Here is an 18,090-nt window from a genome sequence, read left to right as displayed (position 1 = left end):
ATCCTCTACGGTCGCCTCTGTCGTGCTGCGGGCGGTCGACCGCGCGACGAATCGCATAGTTGGACATAGCCTCTCGTTCCAAGAATTCTTGATAGGCAAACCAAAAACAAGGCATTTGGTTGCACTGATAGAACATGGTCGGCTCAATAGGAGGTAATCATGGAAGACAGACAAATTCCTCCTATCTATGCACAGACCGGCAATTGGAACAGGAAAGATTGGCGCGGGAATCAGGGAATCTTCCGAGTCATCGCGCAAACCTCAAAGAGTATCTATGTCATTCAAATTGGCACCATCGAGAATGATGTTTTTTGTCCATTTCCAGCTCCTAAAACGAAACAGAGATACAAGGTATGGGCTCGGAAACTAGCGGACGAAGAGTTTAAAAAGGGGCATCTTTTCCACATCGACGAGCGCGGAATTCCTGCTGAAATGCTAGCGGCAGAGGTGCCGACGCCGGGGAAGGACTTCGACTACGACAAGCGAAAAGCGCTGGTCACCTACATCGAAGCCAATTGGGGCGACGCAGTTCTGACGGACAAGAGTAGTTATGCCCAAGCTATCACAGTCACCTCGACACATTTCAACATGTCGCCACAGACTGTGCGTGTCTGGTATACCCGGCATCTATTTTACGGCCGTGTCGACAAGGCGCTGGTAGTACAAACATGGAAACGCGGAGGCCCTGGAAAATTGAGACGGGGACTCAGAGGGCCAGATGGGGAATATGTACTACGAGGTGCCAAGCCAAAAAAGCAGATTGAGGAAGGTGATACTCATGACCGTAGGAAGCTTTTCACGCCAAAGCTTTATAGAGAGTATGCCTATTATCTGAAGACGCATGCCTGGTGTACCTCAGATAATTTTACAGCTGTACATGAGCGTTTCAGAGCATCGAGATATGCGTTCAACCGTGACCCAAAAACTATGGAGACGGTGGCTCACCAAATTCGAATTAGTAGGCTTCCGGTGGACTCGTACATGCGGAAAGTTGGCCGTGCAATCTATCGCACAGAACGCCTTGCGAAAGCCAAAGCGTTGCGAGCTATGGACAACTTCCGGCCCACCCAGGTCAAAGGTAGTGCCAGAGACATTGTCCATGACCAGATTCCGGTTCTTGATATTGATGCCACGTCCGTGTCTAACGGGGTCCTCTTTCCCGATTTACCCGATGACGTCAAAGAACACGGAAAGCCCACTGTATACCTGGGCGTGGACAGAGGTAGCAGCGCCATTGTCGGGTACTACGTATCCTTCGAGGCCGAGAATGGGCGTGGATACTTGGCGTGTCTATTCTCGTGTTACACGCCAAAGGACCGAGAGCTTCATCGGTGGGGCGTAAAGCATTTGAAGGGATTCGTTTACGGATGTACTGCAAAGGTATTCTTTGACCGGGGCCCGGGCATCAGTAAGAAGGTTCTTGAGGTCATGGAGCGACTACGGGCGAACATGCTGATTGCAGCGCCCTATCGGCCAAAAGCAAAGGGGCACGCAGAGGGCTCTATCTGCATAGTTCAGAAGAAGATGTCCGACCTCCCTGGTTCGACATTTACACGTGGGAGCGTCGAGGAAGACAAGGTTTATTTGAAGCAGGCGAGGTTGGAATCTGTATCACTGAAGACGTTCATGCAAAAACTTCTTACTGCAATCAGTGACCACAATCTGAAGATAGGGACCGCACGCGACCACACGCCCGACATGCTTTTGCAGAAAGTCATTCCCTGTCCCGCCGATATCTATTGGTACAAAAAGGGGCGCATCCGAGGAGACGCAAAGCAGCAGTGGTTGTGGTCTACGGAGAAGATTTTCCGGACGTTGTGTCCGACTGAGCCGCGTCCCGCACCCGGCGGCGTCGTTACTATCAGGGGAAATCGGCTGCAGTTCACTTCGACTGAGCTGGAGAAATATTGTGATGACTACTACCGGCAGCACGGAGCGACTGCCATAGTTACTGTTCTTGAGGTGGTTCAATCGACCGACCACGCTATGTGGGAAATGCCTGATGGAACTCTTGGCGCGCTTCACCCGACATCTAGAACTGCAAGAGCCTACAAAGATGGTACAGAGCTCACGGTCGCGGCGTCAAACAGGAAGCGCTCTAGCCTGGCATATGACGCGATGATTCGAGGCTTGGATATGGAACAGGAGAAAATTGACCGAGAAAAGGCTGAAAGACAGAAGGGCCGAGTAGCCAAAAACACTATGAAACGGGTGAAAAAGGTGGATACGACTGCCACTAGCTTCATGATTCCGCCCCACAAGGAGCTGTTGCAGAATGCTGCGTCCACCTTGAGCGCTGACAACGCTGAAAGCGTGCTCAACTCCATCAGCCGTGCCCCGGCATCACCGCCTAAGGAGAATCTGACTGTTGACTCTCTGTACGCCTTCCAGAGTGGGCAGCGTTTGATGGTCGATATTGCACAGTAGCTGCGAGACGATTGTGAAAATTCACCAAGCAGCTGCACTATCCCCCCAGTTGGCCAAAGAATCGGCCGACCTGGGGAGGCTTGTGGCGCGACTTCGTAGGAGGAACCGGCTGAAGCAGGTTGATGCAGCGGCGTTGGCTGGTATTGCGCGTAGCAGTGCCAGTCGTCTTGAGGTTGGGGATGGCAGCGTGGCAATTGGCATGCTCTTCCGCTATTTAGATGCCATTGCACCTGGCGTAACTCTGAAAGACCTTCTGAATGGTACCGATGCAGGGGCTGGCAATAGTCAGCGCCAGATACTCAATAAATAGGCTTCATACTCTCGGGCATTGAACAGGCTGCGCAGCCAGGACGCTGCGTACGACCTCCGATGTTAAGCCCGGGCGCTCAATAGTACATTCTTCACTATGTTTCCATGGCAACCATGACCAGTTCAGCAATGTCGGCTGTTACTTTCACCACGCTCAGCCCCGCGATACCTTTAGATTTTATATGTCCTCGAGGCAAACACAGCATATCGTTGTGCAGATTGAGTGTAGCCCTACGAGAAAACGTCTGCTGCGATTGATACGTCTCCGAACTCGTAAAAGCCCCACATAGGCCGTTGCTAGATGATTCATTCAACGTGGACGAAGGTGATAGGCGCAAGACACGCCTTACGTGTGCGGAATGGCTTTCGGTAGGGGGCATGCCGACCAGCATGAATTCTTCACCTACGAAAAATTGATGAGCGCAGAAATAACAAATTCTGGGGCTTTTCTAATGGGCATTTTCATGCCGGCACTACCGATTCGGAATTACTTCCGGCAGGATGTTTCCGCTATCAAGAAGAGAATGCCGTCGAACATTTTCCACGCTCAGTGGCCATCTGTTGGCGTCTGTGAATGGAGTTGGGCGATGTTTGCGCTTTGACCGTCAGTTTGACAATCTGGACCAAAGGGCCTTTCAAGCCGACTCGCGAGGTCGCCCGCCACGTACAGCTTGGCGTAGCCACCGCTAGGTAAGAATCGGACACGAAGGACCAGAAGCCCCGCTAGTGGGGCTTCTGCTTTTGTATACTTCGGTGAAATTGTCCAAATTGGTGGAGCGGGTGGGGGGAATATGAAATTTGACGAAGACGCTTTGTTGGCACGGATGCCACTTGTCCTAGACTGGCTTGGGAGTCTGGGTATTGCCGGGAGAAGTTCTCGATATGGTCGATATAAAAAAATAATTAGCGATTTTCATAGCCAATATGAAACCACACAAGACGTTGACGATGCTGTGTTCAAGGAATTATGCAGCGCCTACCAGGAGTGCCTAGACATCGCAATGGTTCATCACCGATTCGCGGATGTTCGAGGCGAGAAGTTTCTTTCTAACCTGGCGAGAGTTGTAACTGGTTCGCTGACGCCAGAATTAAGGGATGCCGGCCCATCTCGGGACTATCTCTTTGAGATGTTGGTCGCCACAATTTTTACTGCCGCAGGGTATGAAGTGGATTTTAGTAGTCATCATCTGACAGATGTCGTGGCACGGCGAAGTGGGAATCTGGTTAGAATCGAATGCAAAAGGCTATCTTCAGTAAAAAAGTTGGGCGTAAGAATGGCAGAGGCAGCCCAGCAGTTAAGAAATTCTCGTGAGGGGATTATTGCAGTCCCATCTGGTTTCTGCTTCATCGACGTATCGAGCTGCGTACTTGATGATGTGGGAAGGAAAGCTGAAACTATAGAAGCAGCAGGTCGTGCAGTGAGAAACTCTATTGGGAGGTTCATTACGAGACACTATAAAACTACAATTATTGAGCAACTGAATGATGCTATAGATGTCTCATACGGCACCGCTTTTTATGCCAGACTGCCCTTCATAGTTAAAGATGAAGAATCCCAAGAGGAGCTTATGAGCTCTCATATGGCTATGATTTTTCGAATACCCAATGTCTGGGACGAGTCCATGACTGAACATGCGAAAGGCCTTACCCAAGGATTAGACACGGCGTATGCCACTTTTGGCGAATCATTCGAGAAATAAAGCCTAAAAAAGGAAGAAGTTACCCGGTGTCGCCGCGCATCTTCCTTCGTACCTACGTTTATGCCTTAGCCGCAACACATCAATTTTCCTTTGGCACCCAAGTTTCCAAGGTAACCGCGGCATCGAAAAACTTCAATTCCATTGGCGTCAACTGACCTAAAGTGAGGTCATCCAAGGAAAAGGCTGCACGACATGCCGGCGCCACGAAATCGTCATCCATAGTTTCCCCTCCCCTTTTCATAACCGAAGATGACGGCCTTATTCGGGGCGCCGGGTAACACGGCGAAGACAGTGGCACCCCGCGCCAACGTGGCCCAGCACCATCGACGCGTCTTAGGAGTAGACATAGGTCTGTCCGGACGGCAGGCCCGCATTTGAAGACACATGCGTTCCCACCGCCACAGTGGATAACCTGGGGCGTGAGGAGGCTTGACATGCCGCAGGTCTCTAATTAATCTGCTGACTAGGCTACCTGGACCCAACTTGTCGTCGAGTTAAACAGGTGATGCAATCTTGAATTTTCTGACCTTCAATCCGAGGTCGGTGCGTAATCGACGAACGCCGGCCGCTTTCTGATTGAGGTATCTATGGCGAGCATTCCGCTCTCTTCCGACGCCGTTAAGGCCGTCAAATTGGATTTAACTAAGCGGTTCAATGAATGTAAGTCAGGACATTTGTCCGAGGCCTTAGCCTATGCGCTTGGGTTCAAGACCAACGCTGCCATGCGCGACGAAATCGTGGCTCAGGGTACGGACCCGTTGTTCTTCTTTGTAGACGAAGAGCGCTTCCTCAAACGCCTCAACGATTTTGGGTATCTCGTTACAGGACCATTCAATTTCGGTCCAGAAGAGGATTCCGTGATGCGTGAGACGGAATGCATGTACGCCTATCAAATCGAATACAAGACGAAGAGGCAAAAAGCCTGGCGAAATTTGATGGTACACACGGTCAACGAAGCTCTACGCCGGCGTTTGTTCTCGCTACGCCCGTTTGATAACCGCTGGCCTGGGAACGAGGACAGAAATACGACTCACACGTTCGACTTCACTTTTCCAACAGGAGACATTGGGCGCGTTGAGTTGCACGATATCGGTTACTGCGAAGTTTCGGTTGATGTGGTGATTAACCCGAGAATTGAGCTCGCACATCCAGCCTACCATGCGACGCTAAAAGATTGCGACGCAGTCGGGATGACCTGGGTTGAAAGGAAAGAAGGTGCCTGGATACAGTCGGCATTAGATTCGTTCCGGTGCAACAATACTTTCTTGAATAAGTTGCTTGACCTAAATGTTGAACCGCTTGGCTACGGCGACCGAGGAATAGTGAAGTAAGCCACTGAAGTTATTCAGTGAAAGCGCCGCCGTGAAGGCGGCGTTTTCAATTGCCAGCCAAATTCCCAAACTTCCAGCAGGAAGCCAAGAATTGGCGGAAATTCAGCCCTTTATTCAGCACCTCGGGGTGGGCACAATAGGACTATCGTGTACTCACCGCACCACGTAGCCCCATCAGGCCGCGCCTCATCGGAGGACGGGGCTTTTCTATTTTCAAATTGACCATCGGGGAATGTCTTTCCAGTTCAATCCATATAAGAATCATGAGAAGAATTGCACTGACTTCATTGCTTCTATTTTTAATTTCAGGTTCGGCCAGTGCCCAATTTGCCACTTACAGCAATGAGAACGAGGTATTGGGGGCCGCAGCCATTTCACCACTATCTACATATCAGATTCTCCAAAAGCTGATAGCAAGGTGCAGCGAGGTGAGTGCAAGTCTCCGTTCCAATGGTAATGCGCAGTTGGGGGGCTGGGAGAAGCGCCACCATGCCTTTCTGCTGGAGAACCAGCGTATACAGGCCCAGCTAGAGCGTTCGTACACTGAGCCCGACGCCAAAAAGACGTTTCGAGACATGCTGGACAGGCAGGTGCCGGCCGCTGTGCAGAAGCAGTATGAAGCTTTCGTCTCTCCCATTGACACCGCACTGCAGAAGTCTCAGCAGGAACAGCTATGCCAGGTGTATGTCAATGCCATCCAAGGGGGAAAATTCGATTTGAAGAATACCGACCCTGTCGTGAGCAAATTCCTTGAGAAGCGAATTCAGTCTGACGGGCGCTAGCGCCGCGAATTATCTGTACCCATTGGTTGGTCTGGGGCCAACTTTTCATTCAGCGTTACAATTAGCTCAACAATAACGACTGGGGGGCTATTCCTATGGCGCGTATTCGTAAGCTGGAAATTCGCAATTTTCGTTCGATACAAGCGCTGGATTGGAAACCATCAGCGGGCCTAAATTGCCTTATTGGGCCAGGGGATAGCGGTAAGTCGACCATCTTGGATGCTATCGACTTGTGCTTGGGGGCACGTCGCAGTGCGCCATTCGGAGATACCGACTTCTACGGTCTGAACGTCAATGTCCCCATCGAGATTTCGCTTACGCTGGGTGCTTTGGAGCCAGCGCTATTGAATCTCGATTCTTATGCTGACTATTTACGCGGCTTTAATCCGACCACCGGCGCCGTAGAAGATGAGCCAGCTGCCGGATGGGAACCTGTACTCACGTTGCGCTTGAGAGTGGAGAGCGACCTCGAGCCAAACTGGACTTTGTATTCGGAAAGAGCTGCCGCCCAAGAGCTATCGCGGGGACTTGCGTGGAAAGACAGAACAGCTTTGGCGCCGGCCCGTATAGGTGCCTACGCACATACAAATCTGTCGTGGTCACGTAATTCTGTTCTGAACCGCCTCACCGAAGAACGTGCGAATCTCGGCGCAGAATTGAATAGCGCCGCTCGAGATGCACGTGCGAGCTTCGGCGATAGGGCTGGCGTCCAGCTGGAGCAAACGCTCCGGGTCGTTACCACTACTGCGGCCTCACTAGGCGTGCCAGTGGGCGGGGGCACCCAAGCCCTCCTAGACTCTCACTCGGTATCCATTGGTGATGGCGCCATTGCCTTGCATGACGCGGCTGGCATTCCTTTGCGCTCACTGGGTACGGGCTCATCCCGCCTTCTTATAGCGGGCTTGCAGCGGGCGGCCTCCCAAGCGGCCACCATTGTCCTAGTTGACGAAGTGGAGTATGGGCTGGAGCCACATCGCTTAATTCGCTTACTTGATTCCCTTGGCGCAAAGGATACGAATCTACCTTTGCAGGTGTTCATGACTACACACTCCCCGGTGGCTTTGCGAGAGCTATCAGGGAACCAGCTGTTTATCGTACGCCCTGAGAATGGCCACCACATTGTTCTTTGCCCCGGTATCACCGACGAAATTCAAGGAATATTACGAGCGGCACCAGACGTGTTTCTCGCAAAGTTCGTTCTGGTTTGCGAAGGAGCGAGTGAGGTTGGTTTTATTCGAGGCCTAGACCAATACTGGAACGAGGTACACGGTAGAGACGCGATACCGGCATTAGGTGGGGCGTATCTTGATGTGACCGGCGGCAGTCCAGACCGTTGCCTTGCTCGTGGGAAAGTTCTGTTGGACTTGGGATATCGTGCCATCGTGTTCGTGGATGCTGATAAGCCAATTACCCCAGCGGTCCTCAACGAATTCACCGCGGCTGGTGGGGACTACATTATTTGGAGGCCGGGTCGAGCAATTGAGGACGAACTATTCCACAGCTTTAGCGACATCGTCATTGATTCGCTGATGGTACTCGCCAAAGAGTTAAAGGAGCCGTTACTCGTCGACCAGCACATTCGTTCAAAGTCCAATGGAACCATGACCTTAGCCAGCATAGAGGCGGCGCGGCTAGCCGGATTGCCTTATACGCCAGAAATGCGCGCTGTGCTGGCGGCGGCGGCAAAGAACAGCGCGACGCCCTGGTTTAAAAATATCACGTCGTTCCAGAAGGTCGCGAGGAGCGTCGTTGGGCCTCATTACCAGCAACATGCTGATGCAGGATATAGCCAAGTCGTGAATAGAATTTGGGAGCTCACACGTGCCCCCTGAACTCAATATATTCGCGCAGCCTAGAGGCTCGGTGACCGCGCCAGCTGGATGTGGGAAGACCCAACTCATTGCAGACACACTGGTAGAACACCAGGGAGACAGGCCAATCCTCGTCCTGACACACACCAATGCAGGTGTGACAGCGTTGAAGGCGCGTCTGCAAAGAGCACGAGTTTCGTCATCCGCATATCGACTCGCTACTCTCGATGGCTTTTCTATGCGGTTGATACGCAGCTTTCCAATGCGCAGCGGACATAACCCTCATGTGCTGGAGCTTCGAAATCGCGGAGGCGACTATCCGGCTATTCGCAATGCCGCTTTCCAATTGATTCAGGCAGGTCATCTCAATGAGATATTGAGTGCCACATACTCCCATTTGATTGTGGATGAGTATCAGGACTGCAATATCGCACAACATAATCTCGTAACGGCTCTTTCAGCAGTTTTGCCAACCTGCGTATTGGGAGACCCAATGCAAGCAATTTTTGGGCTTGCTCAAAATGTGCTGGTAAATTGGCCTGTCGACGTGGAGCCAATATTCCCGTCAGTAGGCCAACTAGCGCATCCGTGGAGATGGATTAGAGTTGGCACGGAAGACCTTGGGAATTGGCTTCTCGAGGCGAGGCAGACGCTGCAGGCCGGCGGAAGCATCAATCTCGTCGAAAGAGCACCACGAGAAGTTGAGTGGATTCAGCTCAATGCGCAGAATTTCCAGGTCGCAGAACGCCAACGTGTGGCCGCCGCGGGCATCGCAGTCGAACGGGACCAAACCGTACTTGTCATTGCAAAGGCAACGAACCCTCAAGCTCGCCATCAAATTTCAAGTCAAATACCAGGCGCAACGGTCGTAGAGACCGTCGAATTGCTCGACCTGGTTGCCTTTGCCGACAGATTCGACCCGGCGGCCGAAGACTCTTTGCAGCAATTGGCTGCTTTCGCCACCAGTGTAATGACAGGTGTGGGACAGACAAATTTACTGAATCGAGTACGGTCAATTCGCAATGGTCGTAACGAAAATCCTCCAACGCCAATTGAGGCCATGGCAGTGGCATACACGAACGCACCAACGATGACTGCAGCGGTCGACCTTCTCCGAGCCTTTTCCGAGCAAGACGGTTCCCGCGTGTATCGGCCCGAGGTTTTTCGATGCTGTCTGACGGCGATGCGAATGGCGGCGGATGGCGCTGCAAACTTCTCTGAAGCGGCAATTCAAGTACGAGAGAGGAATAGACATCTGGGACGTCCGCTTTCCAGGAGGTCCGTGGGGAGCACACTCTTACTCAAAGGCTTAGAAGCCGACGTGGTCGTACTTCTTTATCCTGAGTTGATGACTGCACAGAACCTTTATGTGGCCTTGTCGAGGGGAGCTAGGCGAGTTTGCGTCTGTTCTACAGGGCCATTGCTGAGGCCTGCGCCAGGCTAACTTCACAATGTCGCATTGAGCTTCGAAGAGCCGCGGATGATAAGTTTACGTGCCTTGGGTGAAGGAATCATGGTTGAAGCCTGCTCGAACACCGAGACTCTTGCGACTTGCAAGGAGAACCAGCCTTCAACCGACATCTATCCTCTAACAAAAATTGGAGCTGATGTCATCTGAATCATAAGATTGACCAGCCTCAGGATAGTTCTTTTTCTTTGTACTTTCTTTAAGTTTAGCGTGGTCTTAGCGCGTAAAGCAGGCCAAACCTCCTTGTACTCTACGGGCTAGCAGCGATAGCATCGCTCGCGCGAACCGGAGGCATTAACCATGAAAAATATCCTTCGAGGAGGGGATTAATGGCATCGCTGACCCAATCGGAATTTCGCGCACAGGAGCGAGCTGACGGTGGCCCTTTTATTTGGCTCGATGAAGGGATTTCAGAAGAGGGAAAGCAAGAGGTTTATGTTTTCTTTTCAGATGTCCCACAAGAACGTGCCGGAGATAAATTCGCGTGCATTCTCACGGTCCAAACAGATTTAATTTATATCTACCCTGTCGGAGTTCGTCCAGACAAGCCTGATTATCTCAAGCCGCGCTATGGAACCCTAGAGCGCATTTTGCTCACCCGAAAGGTGGCGCGTCCTTTTCAGCTACCTAAGGCAGCCGAGGATGTGGAAAGTCTTCTTGACGACCTGCCGCCCGGATTTTTGAAGAATTATCGCTTCGGCCTAGGATTCCAGTGGGAGTATCGCTCTCTGACCAACACGCTCCAGCAGGCACCAGAGGTGAATACTCTCGTTATTCATGGTGGCGATGGATTTCCAGAGCTTCTTCCTACTTCTTTCGTCCTGACGCTGAACGAGTTTAAATATCTCTGCGCAGAGGTTAGGCGGATAGCTGGTCGTGCAACCCGCAGCGCATCGCGGGAGAAGGGACAGCTGATGCATAACATGCTCTTGCACCGCCTGGACCCGGAACGGTTCCCGAAATCAAAGCGCGAAATCAAGAGCGGAGATATCGCCGAGTTACGTGGCGATTTGCGAAATCCCGTAGCACTTTCTAAGTGTGACAGGCGTGCGGTTCTCTCAATGTTATCTGCAAACGTCTCGCAATTGGCGAGTACGGAACCCCACAGCTTGATGCAGCTGAAGGGTGATATCGAATTGGTGACTTTGGGGCAGCTTATCGAGCGCTATTCTGAAATGCTCACGAAAGAATACTCGGAAAGTAAGTGGCAAGGCTTCTTCGAAGACAACCCATTTATTCTCAGCTTGGCATTTTCGGTGCCCTTTATGCTGGTTCAAAGTCAGCCCTATGCTGGAGGAAGACGCTCTTATGGTGGCGGTGGGAAACATCCTGATTTCATCTATGCTGCGGCTGCTACTGGAAATCTTGCCGTCATTGAGATAAAGAAGCCGAGTACGGTCCTATTACAGGCAAAGGCCTATCGGGGCGATGATATTTTTGGTTTATCGTCCGAACTGAGCGGTGCCGTTTCCCAGGTTCTGAATCAACGTGAGACCTTGCAGCGAACACTTCCCGTTTTGAAGTCCGAATCAAAGGACCTGCTTGACAAGTATGGGTTCTCGACAAGATGCATTGTCGTAGCTGGTAGAAGTCCAACCGAGATAGCGCATCAGAAATCATTTGAATTGATGCGAAATTCGATGGTGGACGTGGTGGTCATGACATTCGACGAGCTTCTTGAACGACTCCGCATGATTCAGGTCGCGTTGACGCCACCAACCTTGAAAGCAAGCGGTCCGTTCGACACTCCGTTCTAATCAATGCAGGATTTCACTAATAACTTCAACGAGGACTCAATGTCAGGTCTTCCACATCCGCTTCGTAGTAGCCACAGCACCGGCGTTCCCGCGACTCGTCCTTTTTCATGCTAATTCGCCGCGGTTATTCGCGCACTTCCCTGAGCCCCTGATACTCGGCCTGTTGGGCGACCAGCGTCAGAGGATTTTAAGCCGACGGGCACGAAGCCCCCCGTCTCGTATCCCGAAAGTCGGAAGAAACCTGTGCTTCAATTGAATCAACCCAGTCAGAAGCACATTTCGCACCTTATCAACGATATATGGGCGGCAGAACTGAATGGAAGTGGAACGCTGGGGTTGGCTGGATAAGAGGTCTACACTCACTTCAAGCGCAGACCTTTGTGGGCTACGAGCAGATGCGGGGGATACCCCAGGCCGTCATCAGTAATGGGAAGTTGAACAGCGTGAAATACGCGGTCATGACGAGAAAGTATACGACAAGGAGATTGTGAAATACCTTTCGGCCGATACGCCTAGCCAACCGTGCGGAGTAGATAACCAGCTTCAAGTACAGTAGCGCGCAAATAGCGGGACCATACAGTAAGCCAAGAATGACACCATCACTGCCGATTAAACCTACCGTGAGAGCGGAAGTGATGAATACTGCCCCCGCGAGGGAAGACAGGAAAAATGCCGGCCAGTTGATAGGAAGTCCAGATGGGATAAGTATAAAGGTCAAACATAGCGTAGAAACTACTACAGTACATAGCATTCCCCAGATAAATCCCTGCTTTGCGCGCAACCTAATTTTTTCAATCAAGTCCTCGATGGTTGACGAGCCACGTTTGGACCACACGCCGATGGAACCTGACATCCAGAAACAAAGTATCCAAGCGATACCGAAGGCATATTTGACTTTGTCGAGGTCGGGATTCTTCCATTTTGCGAGCACGATAGAGAGAACCAGAAAAAGTACAGCTAGTGAGCCGAAGAATTGCCAGAAAAACTGGAGTGTCTTCCGGTCGGAAAGCTCCGCCATTTGCTCAATTCCAAATCTTCCTAAGGCATTTACGTCCTTAATCCACTTTTCCATACTCTTGTTAAACTGGAAAACGCTGAAGGACGTCAGGAGTGCGCCAAGAACATAAAGTACATAAAGCAACGTGCAAAGGAGAATCACTGCTACCTCTCGAAACAGTTATTGATTTTTGGGAAGCGTCTATTGCCGTGCTGCGAACAGGAAAATTGGATTTCGTCAAAAATCAACGATTTATCATTTTGGCTTCCGCCACGATAGAAGTGAACACTAAAGCTAGAGGCAATGGTAAGAACCATCGTATCGAAAGCTGCCCTGTCCAGTTCATATTGCAATTTCAAGAGCACGTGGCCTGTAGCTTGCAGCGTCGGCGCAACAAAGTCGTCAACCCGAGCGCTAATACGGATATTCGACTGAGGGTACTTAACTCTAAGTTCTTCATCGGCATCAAGAAGTACCTTGTCGCCCAAGCGCTGGATTTTGATTTATTCGTTCATTTTTCTTTTCGCTTTGTGTGGCTCTTTTGAACAGCACAATATCTCTAAGAAGACGCATGCAGAAGCAATGGCTTTTGACATATGGCCCATCGCGCCTCTCCCTTGTTTGTTGACAGCCGCTTAGTGACAACCCATATACGTCAATCTTCGGTCAGTTTTTCAATTAGCTTCTTCTCATCGAGAGCTTTCTTCAGAGATTTCATCATCTCCGCAAGAAAGCCGACTTCCTTGAAGTCTTCTGGATTGAGTAGCCCACGTTTCGTGGTCAATGGCACCACGTTGAAATTTGAAATATCGACGTCCTCAGGCAGCATCTCCACAGCCAAAATAATCTGTTGGTTGATTCCGACTTCAGCATTCAAAATTTCAATCATTGAAGACAAGTTCTCCAAGTCTTGTCCTGATTGCTGCAAGGTGTCAACAACGAAGGGGAACAGGGGGGTATCACCATAGGCCGCATTCGATTTCACCATTGCCAGATGAACGGCTAGCAGAGAACGAGGTGCGGAACTGCCACCTGAGTTGCCGCGGTCACCTGGCTTGGTCTTCTTAATTTGCTCTTCGGTTGGTACGTTCAGTTTGTTTGAGAACCAGGCAACGCTGTTACTGAAGTAATCTCCCACTTCTTTGCTTCTTGCTCGGTTCTCGTACTTCTTGTATGCGTCTTTCAGTTTCTCAACTTCTATGGCATATGTGGCGATTTCTTCTGACAGCTCCGAAGTCACTGCCTCGAATGCATTGTCCAAAGTCTCGACGCTATGTGCAGCGAGAAGCATTTCCTTGGCTTGAAAGCCGGCTTGCTCTTCTCGAATTGAAGCGGTTATCTCGCGACTTTGTCTACTGACATCCTCAAGCTCCGCGACTAAAAGCTCATGACGTGCTACTGCCTGATTCTTCTCGGCGCGAAGCTCGGCTACAAGTAAGGCGAATGCTTGAGCGTCTTGAGTCAGCTGCAGTCGAGCATGGAACGAATTCTCGTGCAACGTTCCACAGGTAGGGCACTCTATATTTTCTTCATTCCGTTCGCTTATGAAGCCTAGGTCATCCGTTAAATTCCGATGATTCTCCACCGCTAGCTTTAACGAAGAGACAATCTGTTCTTTGCGGTTGACGGCAACAATGAGCTTTGCCCGCAATTCGTTCTGGCGCTGCTGCAGCGCACGGGTTTTTTCACCAAGGTCGGCCAGTTCATTCTCGAATCGCTCAGAGCTAAGAACTGGAACATTCTTCGGCAATATTTCGCGAACTCGTTTGAATGCAGCTTTCTGTGTATCAAACTTGTTCTGCATCCCTTTGAGCCCGTCTGATGCTTCCTGCCAACGCTGTTTGGCGGCGAAATAGGCATTGGGCCTAAGTCCAATATATGCCTCGAACACAGGCTTTTTCCAAGCGCGAAATTGGCTAAGGCTTGTGAATGAGCTCCATTTGGCACCCCATCCACCATCTTGGTCAATATAGGTCGGGAGCGTGAGGTAGTCGATTCCCACTCGGGATGCACTGATGCTCTGCGGCCGTTGTAGCATCAATTTGTAGCCAAACTTGTCTGCCATGATGCCGTCCCACGTTCCCATCTTATCAGCGCATGCAAGCAACTCACCGTTCTCGGCAAATAGGCCAAGATTTTTGCGTTGTCGAACGACGGTGTACGTCTTGCCTTCAAATTCGAGCTCCAAGACACCGATAAAATCGGGGTCCCAGCCAGCAGAGAGTTGTTTCTCAGGCGAGCATCCAAGTGTCCAGAACAGGTTCTTGGTGATTCTGGATTTACCGGTCCCGTTCGTTCCGAATAGAATCGTTCGCTGATTTGGGAAGGTCTGCTTCTTTGCTTTTTGCTCTGTCTCCGAGACGAGCCAAAGCGTCTTGAAGGTTACGTTGCGGTTCATTCTTCACCCTTAAGTTGCGAATTAGTCGCAACAGTGAATACGTTGATGTCGATTCCATTGCGAATCACCATGAGAGAAAGAGCATGAATAAAAGGCATTTCCATCGCCGCGAAGTCTTGTTCGTTTTTCTTGAGGGCTTCCGCCGTAAGGCGCTCCATGAAGCTGCCCAGCTTTTTGGTATCAGGTCCACGCTCCACTTTGAGCGGCTTGTAACAGTCCACCAATGTTGTCACCTGGCGTTTGAACAACATGTTCGTACGGTCTGACATCGCCGAGAGCAGTGCCACCTTCTGCATCCTGATGTCGTCGACCATAGCGAAGTCGTAGTCCTCAGCATCGAGGCGACTTAAGACATCCTTGAAGATGTCATCGATTCCTGGTGGCGGCTCTGAGACTAGAATAAGTGTTTGAAGCGCATCTCCGCGTGTCATCAAACGCCTTGTCTTTAGCTCTTCAAATGTCGAAGCAAAGCCAGTGTTTGACCCACGCTTTCGCATCTCCGAGGCCAGCATGGTTGCTGCAATGGCCGGCTGAGATACCTTAAACTCAAATTTTCGACGATGAGCAAGGTCGCTTAATTTCCCACTGATGAAGAGATGCTGCTGCCCCAAAGGGAGGTCGGAACGGTGCAGCCGGATTTCATCAAGCGTAATTGTGCCGGCATCTAATTCAAGCTGCCTCGCAAGCGCAGCGGCAACAGTTTTCTTGGCCGTTTCTGCAAGACTCTCAAGCCGGTATTCATGCAGATTTACCGAACCCGTAGTTTCTTTCAGCTTGATGGCGGTATTGGTTACGAAGCGCAGTTTGGTCGGTGCGCCGGCGAACTGATGCCTTCTCTTGTATAGCTTAGCCAAAATCGAAAGCGGGAACGTCCCATCCTTGAGCCTACGGCTGGGTGCTTTATGGAGTTCCTCAAACGTCCAGGCGATGACCTGTTCATTCGTTTTGACCTGGCAAAATTCAACGGTGGTCGGCGCTGTAGCTGAATCCAAGACGGCGATATCTTCTTTCACTTCCATTCCGACAGCGAAATCGTCTTCTTTTTCTAGTAGCTCCGCAATTAACAGAACTGCGTACCACTCTTGATACGTGAAACCTTGAGCTGCTACTTGCCCGGCCTTGTCGTCCTCTGGCTTATCCGCAAGCAGCTCCATGAGCGACTTCTGCACTGTATGCCTCCTCAGGCTTTGTGATTTTTGGAAGATGTGCGAGCTCTTCGATGAAGCTTCGTCACTCTAACAAAATGTTTTTACATGCATTTCAGGCAAGCATTTTAATGCAAGACAACAATTAAGGTCTGGCTTTACATTGCCCCTCCCCATGAGTGGTCGAACAGTCTGATTATATAGTTGACTTTTGATTAAGCCTGAGCGGCGGCAATTAGCAGTGGCGCGAATGTTTTAATTACCCTGGCGGCTATAGAAATATCCATGACCTTGGCAGTCTGGATAAACCGCTACGGACATGATGACGATATTTGGGGCGGTCAAGTCATGGCCAATCTCTTCAGTATTTCTAGGACTCTTCAGAGTCCTTAGGGATATTCATATCGAAGTTCTTTTGAGCCTATTGGTCGGAGAAAGGATGCATCCCGAACCGAGTATCCGCCGGTCAATGCGCCCCTGGATGATGAATGCCGTTCAGAATAGCCAATAGGCCTCATGGGGCGCGCGAACGTTTGATAATGTGGTTGATATCGATTTCTGTGAAAGCGGCTTGAGCAGCGTCCTATCGACTCCACCACTGTTTTTTGTTGCGAGGACCCTTGGCGTGCCTCTCTGGGGCCAGGTATTGGGGGCCTTGACCAGGAAGATTCAGATGCTGCGCGGGAATGAGAAAGGAGCGCTTTTTCGACTGAGCCAGAATTGAGCATCCCTTTTCAATCAGGTCGATGAAATCTCGAACGTCGGAAAAGTAGTTCTTAAACGCTGTTCGCACAAATTGGGCAGATGCCGCACGAACGAGGACTACGTCCCAATCTGGATGGTCATTTTCAATTTGAAACAGTTCATTGATTGCATCAGAGGCAGTTGCGTAGTCGCGGATATCGAGCTCGGGAGGTGTTTTCTTGTAGATAAGAATTACGTTCGAAACAGGTATTCCGTGGCCGGGATTCGGGTGAAGGGACCGCAACGTCTTAATCAAATCGAGTTCTTTGTCGAGACGAATAAATTCTTTGACCAAGGTCTTATCATCGGTAGTAGGCAATGGACCTTTTGATGATTCGTGAGCACGAGCCAAAATTTCGCTTGCCAACTTCATAGCTTGAAGTATGCGTTCATCTCCTTTGTCAAATTTTGGTTGGCTGTCAGTGACTGTGGAAAGAACTTCATTCGCGGTTGCCCAGGCGTGTTGGACGTACGTTCGGTACTGCACTTCAACGAAGAGGCCCGAAAGGTATTTCCCTGTTGGGCCGCTAGCGCAATACTCGTAGACATCGTGGATACCTCGATAACCGTTCTTCTTCGGTTTAAAGATATAGTCGTACTTATCTTTCGGGTTCTTTAGACGATGCCCAAGATTCTCTTTTTGGAGAGCATTTCGGTACTTATGAAGAGTTTGAATACTGGGGAAAATTAGCCGGCAGCCGGCGATGTCATCCATTCTCGCCAAACTCATTTCAGGTTGGCGAAGCAGCTTGTCGAACACGGTGTTTTTTCTTTTATGACGCTGTGCGAGCACAACTTTCTTGCCTCTGGCGCGAGCATTCAAAATCCCCAAGAAGTCGGTCATGACATCTCGATGCGCGGAACGCCAGTCTTCGATTACGCGCAAGTCATCATCGCTCGCAGCACCCATTCGAACCATGTCGCCAGCACGATTGACGCGTGTTTTTGAGCCGCCCGGAAATCGTTGCGCGTGTTCGCTGTTATCAGTCTCGGAATCTTGCATCTCTGTATGCACCCAGAAAGTTCGGCTCAATTGTAGTCGCCATTTAGCCGCTCAACCTGTGCCGCTCCCCTATTATAGGAAGGTGTGAGAGGCGACAGCCAGGGAGGATGAGTAGAGGCTATACTTCTGCCTTCGAAATCACATATGCTGCAGCAGTGAATCAAAATGGACGCGGTATCTGTAGAACTATTTTGTCCTCCTTGCGGAGCCAAGGCCTA

At 50.6% G+C, this 18,090-nt stretch carries 14 protein-coding genes; 9 read left to right on the top strand and 5 right to left on the bottom strand.

Translation table 11 applies throughout. The features are described from left to right. The first annotated feature begins 159 nt into the window (after positions 1-159). From BGK68_RS08095 to BGK68_RS27365, 3 genes are all read left to right on the top strand, one after another. The gene (locus tag BGK68_RS08095) at positions 160-2,427 is read left to right on the top strand and encodes a hypothetical protein (RefSeq protein ID WP_075256675.1); all 2,268 of its coding nucleotides are present in this window, start codon (positions 160-162) and stop codon (positions 2,425-2,427) included. A 13-nt stretch (positions 2,428-2,440) separates the two neighbouring features. After that, the gene (locus BGK68_RS08090) at positions 2,441-2,737 is read left to right on the top strand and encodes a helix-turn-helix domain-containing protein (RefSeq protein ID WP_075259729.1); all 297 of its coding nucleotides are present in this window, start codon (positions 2,441-2,443) and stop codon (positions 2,735-2,737) included. A gap of 790 nt (positions 2,738-3,527) precedes the next feature. Continuing rightward, a complete protein-coding gene (locus tag BGK68_RS27365; protein ID WP_143432984.1) occupies positions 3,528-4,436 on the top strand; it encodes a PDDEXK family nuclease in 909 nt (302 codons plus the stop codon). Between the two features lie 79 nt (positions 4,437-4,515). On the opposite strand, the gene BGK68_RS27800 is transcribed toward BGK68_RS27365, so the two are convergent. Then, positions 4,516-4,656, bottom strand: coding sequence for a hypothetical protein (locus tag BGK68_RS27800; protein ID WP_158035429.1), 141 nt, complete (start codon positions 4,654-4,656; stop codon positions 4,516-4,518). 367 nt (positions 4,657-5,023) lie between these two features. Between BGK68_RS27800 and BGK68_RS08075 the strand changes: the two genes are divergently transcribed. The 5 genes from BGK68_RS08075 to BGK68_RS08055 all read left to right on the top strand — a co-directional run bounded on the left by BGK68_RS08075 (position 5,024) and on the right by BGK68_RS08055 (position 11,585). After that, positions 5,024-5,767: a hypothetical protein gene (locus tag BGK68_RS08075; RefSeq protein WP_075256672.1), complete on the top strand. Its 744-nt coding sequence runs from the start codon at positions 5,024-5,026 to the stop codon at positions 5,765-5,767. A 263-nt stretch (positions 5,768-6,030) separates the two neighbouring features. Continuing rightward, positions 6,031-6,549, top strand: a complete 519-nt coding sequence (locus BGK68_RS08070) for a hypothetical protein (protein WP_143432983.1) — start codon at positions 6,031-6,033, stop codon at positions 6,547-6,549. A 95-nt stretch (positions 6,550-6,644) separates the two neighbouring features. Then, positions 6,645-8,381 (top strand): ATP-dependent nuclease, encoded by a 1,737-nt coding sequence (locus BGK68_RS08065; RefSeq protein ID WP_075256670.1) that lies wholly within the window; start codon positions 6,645-6,647, stop codon positions 8,379-8,381. Further along, positions 8,371-9,804, top strand: coding sequence for a UvrD-helicase domain-containing protein (locus BGK68_RS08060; protein ID WP_075256669.1), 1,434 nt, complete (start codon positions 8,371-8,373; stop codon positions 9,802-9,804). The genes BGK68_RS08065 and BGK68_RS08060 overlap by 11 nt, the downstream gene beginning before the upstream one ends. Positions 9,805-10,157: 353 nt before the next feature. Next, complete coding sequence (locus BGK68_RS08055; protein ID WP_075256668.1) at positions 10,158-11,585, top strand: Shedu immune nuclease family protein; 1,428 nt, start codon at positions 10,158-10,160, stop codon at positions 11,583-11,585. A gap of 385 nt (positions 11,586-11,970) precedes the next feature. Here BGK68_RS08055 and BGK68_RS08050 read toward each other — a convergent pair whose 3' ends face one another. Continuing rightward, the gene (locus BGK68_RS08050) at positions 11,971-12,657 is read right to left on the bottom strand and encodes a hypothetical protein (RefSeq protein ID WP_143432982.1); all 687 of its coding nucleotides are present in this window, start codon (positions 12,655-12,657) and stop codon (positions 11,971-11,973) included. Between the two features lie 38 nt (positions 12,658-12,695). Here BGK68_RS08050 and BGK68_RS08045 point away from each other — a divergent pair, with 38 nt between their 5' ends. Continuing rightward, complete coding sequence (locus BGK68_RS08045) at positions 12,696-13,127, top strand: hypothetical protein (RefSeq protein ID WP_143432981.1); 432 nt, start codon at positions 12,696-12,698, stop codon at positions 13,125-13,127. Between the two features lie 110 nt (positions 13,128-13,237). Here BGK68_RS08045 and BGK68_RS08040 read toward each other — a convergent pair whose 3' ends face one another. From BGK68_RS08040 to BGK68_RS08030, 3 genes are all read right to left on the bottom strand, one after another. Further along, positions 13,238-14,980, bottom strand: coding sequence for a hypothetical protein (locus tag BGK68_RS08040; RefSeq protein WP_075256665.1), 1,743 nt, complete (start codon positions 14,978-14,980; stop codon positions 13,238-13,240). After that, a complete protein-coding gene (locus tag BGK68_RS08035; RefSeq protein ID WP_143432980.1) occupies positions 14,977-16,134 on the bottom strand; it encodes a dsDNA nuclease domain-containing protein in 1,158 nt (385 codons plus the stop codon). Before BGK68_RS08035 ends, BGK68_RS08040 begins: the two co-directional genes overlap by 4 nt. A 574-nt stretch (positions 16,135-16,708) precedes the next feature. After that, the gene (locus tag BGK68_RS08030; RefSeq protein WP_198937177.1) at positions 16,709-17,872 is read right to left on the bottom strand and encodes a RelA/SpoT domain-containing protein; all 1,164 of its coding nucleotides are present in this window, start codon (positions 17,870-17,872) and stop codon (positions 16,709-16,711) included. Positions 17,873-18,090: the final 218 nt, after the last annotated feature.

Origin of the sequence: Herbaspirillum camelliae (assembly GCF_001929405.1) — a bacterium.
GTDB classification, from domain to species: domain Bacteria; phylum Pseudomonadota; class Gammaproteobacteria; order Burkholderiales; family Burkholderiaceae_D; genus Herbaspirillum; species Herbaspirillum seropedicae.
The sequence above is the reverse complement of the archived record's forward strand: the minus strand, read 5'-3'. Positions and strand labels throughout refer to the sequence as shown.

Coding starts and splice junctions, on each gene's coding strand:
- BGK68_RS08035 (WP_143432980.1), bottom strand. CDS start 16,134: ATGGAGCTGCTTGCGGATAAGCCAGAGGACGACAAGGCCGGGCAAGTA.
- BGK68_RS08040 (WP_075256665.1), bottom strand. CDS start 14,980: ATGAACCGCAACGTAACCTTCAAGACGCTTTGGCTCGTCTCGGAGACA.
- BGK68_RS27365 (WP_143432984.1), top strand. CDS start 3,528: ATGAAATTTGACGAAGACGCTTTGTTGGCACGGATGCCACTTGTCCTA.
- BGK68_RS08095 (WP_075256675.1), top strand. CDS start 160: ATGGAAGACAGACAAATTCCTCCTATCTATGCACAGACCGGCAATTGG.
- BGK68_RS08065 (WP_075256670.1), top strand. CDS start 6,645: ATGGCGCGTATTCGTAAGCTGGAAATTCGCAATTTTCGTTCGATACAA.
- BGK68_RS08070 (WP_143432983.1), top strand. CDS start 6,031: ATGAGAAGAATTGCACTGACTTCATTGCTTCTATTTTTAATTTCAGGT.
- BGK68_RS08050 (WP_143432982.1), bottom strand. CDS start 12,657: ATGGAAAAGTGGATTAAGGACGTAAATGCCTTAGGAAGATTTGGAATT.
- BGK68_RS27800 (WP_158035429.1), bottom strand. CDS start 4,656: ATGGATGACGATTTCGTGGCGCCGGCATGTCGTGCAGCCTTTTCCTTG.
- BGK68_RS08075 (WP_075256672.1), top strand. CDS start 5,024: ATGGCGAGCATTCCGCTCTCTTCCGACGCCGTTAAGGCCGTCAAATTG.
- BGK68_RS08055 (WP_075256668.1), top strand. CDS start 10,158: ATGGCATCGCTGACCCAATCGGAATTTCGCGCACAGGAGCGAGCTGAC.
- BGK68_RS08030 (WP_198937177.1), bottom strand. CDS start 17,872: ATGCAAGATTCCGAGACTGATAACAGCGAACACGCGCAACGATTTCCG.